This is a genomic window from Pseudomonas sp. P4_C3 (assembly GCF_056402075.1).
This window is the reverse complement of sequence record NZ_JBFUIC010000423.1, coordinates 1-3,014: the sequence shown is the minus strand read 5'-3', so window position 1 is coordinate 3,014 and position 3,014 is coordinate 1. Positions and strand designations below refer to the sequence as shown.

The following is a 3,014-nucleotide window of genomic DNA, read 5'->3' as shown; positions in this document are numbered from 1 at the left end:
CCTAAATTCTTACACGTAGGATCAGGGCTCTTCAGGGAGCAACAACCGGGTCAGGGAATGACTGGTCTGCCGTAATGGCATGCGTGCCACAGGCACGTCCTTCGACAAGACTTCCTGCATTTGCTGTAGGAAAGCATCCTGTTATCTGGTTGTGATTTGCCCTTGATCTGGGGGGCTAGTTTTCATTTTATTTGCGAAAGACAGCGCTACCTCGAAAGGGGCGCCTCAAGCGATCTGTTGAACATTTTGCTGTGTGCAAGCCTGCCTCTGCGTTACCTGTTCAACCTTACCGACGCAGCCGCTGTGCTTGCATCGAACTTTTGAAGCGGCAAGTCAACTATTCACAAGGAACTGAATATGTTTGTTCGTAGCATCCGAGATGTCGAGAAAACCGATTTTTTCGTCGAGTGGGGATCAGGCACCAGCCACCGCCTGCTGACAGAGCAGGACGGAGTCGGCTTCACCATTTGCCACACGGTGGTTCGCGCCGGTACGGAATCGCTGCTTCATTATCGCAATCATCTCGAGGCTTGCTATTGCATCGGTGGTGAGGGCGAAATCGAAGACATGGAGGGCACCATCCATGCAATCCGTCCGGGAGATATGTACGTTCTGGACAAACATGATCGTCACTATCTGCGTGGTGGCAAGTTCACGGACCTTATTCTGGTCAGCGTTTTCAATCCTCCCCTCGCAGGCACCGAGCGCCACTCTATAAACAATCAGAGTGCCTCTTCGTACTGAGTTCCGAAATGGACTGCCTGCTCGACGGGCCAGTCGTTTCCAACCAACGAGTAACGAGACGACAGGGGCTTTTTCAGTCCTGTTGAGTGACTGTGCGGAGTTGATGATATGAAATTGTTCAGGCCGTTGCTTCAGCGGCCCGTAGCCTTGCTGTGGGGAGGGTTGGCGCTCTCTTCGATCGGTGACGAACTCTTCGCGATTGCCATCGCCTGGATGGCGGTGCAGATCGCCGGAACCGATGCGAGCTGGCTCAGTGCCTTGCGCGGTGCCGCTGCGTTGGCAGGTGCTTTGCTGGGGGGGATATGGGCAGAGCGCTGGGACCACCGTCGCACGATGATCGGTGCCGACCTGGCGCGAGCGGGGCTGGCCTTGATTCCGGTGCTGGCTTGGGGGCTCGGCATCATGAGTCTGTGGATGCTGGCGGTGCCGCTCATGCTCATGATGATCGTCAACTCGTTGTTCGAGCCGGCGCTGCGCGCCAGTCTGCCGCGCATTGTCGCGGCGCCGGACCAGTTGCAATCGGTCAACGCGCTGTTCGATGCAATCATCCGGGTCGCCCGGGTGATCGGGCCAATGCTGGCAGCGGCGATTACGCTGCTGATTCCGATCGAGCATCTGTTTACCCTGAACAGCATCACCTTCCTGATCTCCGCGTGGGCGGTCATGAAGCTGGGCAAAGCGTTGCCGCGCCAACCTGTCAAGGCAACAAGCCGGCGTGCCGGATTTACCGCCGGTTGGAGAAGTCTTGCGGGACGCCGCCAGATGCAGGCGGTGTATGTGTGTGCGGGACTGGGCAATGTTGCCTGGAGCGTGGGTATATCGATCGGCATGGCGCTGGCCGTCGTCAAATACGATATCCAGGGATTCGGCGTACAGGGTTTTGCTGCCTACGGCCTGATCATGGGGGCATACGGGGCAGGGAACCTGATCTCCATTTTTGTTGTGGGCAATCTGCAGATCCACCGCTTGTATCACGGGTTTACCTTCGGCTCCGTGGTCAACGGCTTGGGCATCGCGATCATCGGTGCGGCCGTGCTGTACCTGCCACCGGAACACGTCCTGACGGGGATGATGGTTGGCGCAAGTCTTGCGGCACTCGGCGGGCCACTGATCGACATCTCATTCATTCTGCTCATTCAAACCCGGTTCAGGCAAAGCGAAATCGCCGGGCTGGCAAGGCTGCGCTTTGCCACGCTGGGTGCGTCGATTCTGATTGCCGGTGCCTGCGGTGCTGCGCTGTATGCCCGTTTTGAAACCGGCCTGGTGATTGTCGGTGCCGGGATTTTCGAAGTGATCGTGGGGGCAATTGTGCTGCTCGTCCCCAAGGACAACGAAGCCGTACAGGCGAACAGGGAAGACGACTCTTCGTCGTCAACCTTGGCGGATGGCAGCGAGGTGGCCAGATGAAACAGTTCCATGACTATGTAAAAGACCACGCCGAGCGAACACCGGACAAGATTGCGCTGACCATCAGTGGCCGAAAGATCACCTACGGAGCGTTGGACGAACTCGCCTGCGTGGTAGCCCGGCAGTTAGTGGGCACGGGGATGACGACGAGTGATCGGGTCGCACTTAATGCACCCACTTCCATCGAAACCATTGCCTGTGCGCTGGGCGTCATGAAAGCCGGATTCGTCCTGGTGCTGATGCATTACGGTATCGCCGCCGAAAAACTGATCCATCAACTTAACGATATCAAGGCAAAGACCTTGATCGTACCGGCAAGTGCCAGCCTCGATGAGTTGACCGGGAAGGTCCATTTACAGTTCGTCTTGCACATGGGCGATTGGCACACCAGCCGATTTGCCGGGTTGAATGAAGCGTTCCCGGAGTGTGATGGGGGGCTTGAGGGCAGTGAAGTCCGCGTCATCTTTCACACCAGTGGTTCGACGAAAGACTCGAAAGGCGTGGCGGTCAGCAACAGCAATATGATGGCGGCCTACACGGCGGTTTCCAGTTATCTGGGGGACTTCGCAGATGCGGTCATTCTGAACTTCTCACCTCTGCATTTTGATTACGGCTTTTACAACATCATGATGCCGTTGCTCGGCGGTGGTCATTCGGTTTCCGAAAATGCACTGCCTGAGCAGCCGGAGCACTTGCTCGATTTGATTCAACGCCGAGGCATAACCGGGATGCATATTCTGCCGCCCGCCTTTCACTACCTCTTGCAGGCCGACCCCGACACGTTTCAACCGGAAAAAATCAAATCCCTGAAGTACATTGCCAGCAGCGGGCAAGCGTTGCCTCCCAAGCATATACAGCTATTG

General features: G+C 56.8%; 3 protein-coding genes. All 3 read left to right on the top strand.

Annotated elements, in window-relative coordinates; genetic code table 11:
- The first annotated feature begins 357 nt into the window (after positions 1-357).
- A complete protein-coding gene (locus tag AC1DVH_RS28790; protein ID WP_320390690.1) occupies positions 358-744 on the top strand; it encodes an ectoine synthase in 387 nt (128 codons plus the stop codon).
- A 108-nt stretch (positions 745-852) separates the two neighbouring features.
- On the top strand, positions 853-2,151 hold the full coding sequence (locus AC1DVH_RS28785) for an MFS transporter (RefSeq protein WP_477756636.1): 1,299 nt from the start codon (positions 853-855) through the stop codon (positions 2,149-2,151).
- Positions 2,148-3,014, top strand: an 867-nt coding sequence (locus AC1DVH_RS28780; RefSeq protein WP_477756635.1) for a class I adenylate-forming enzyme family protein, incomplete at its 3' end; no start/stop codon positions are given. The genes AC1DVH_RS28785 and AC1DVH_RS28780, both read left to right, overlap by 4 nt.

Bases quoted from the DNA above. Each gene is read 5' to 3' on its own strand.
- AC1DVH_RS28790 (WP_320390690.1), top strand. From the start codon at position 358: ATGTTTGTTCGTAGCATCCGAGATGTCGAGAAAACCGATTTTTTCGTC.
- AC1DVH_RS28785 (WP_477756636.1), top strand. From the start codon at position 853: ATGAAATTGTTCAGGCCGTTGCTTCAGCGGCCCGTAGCCTTGCTGTGG.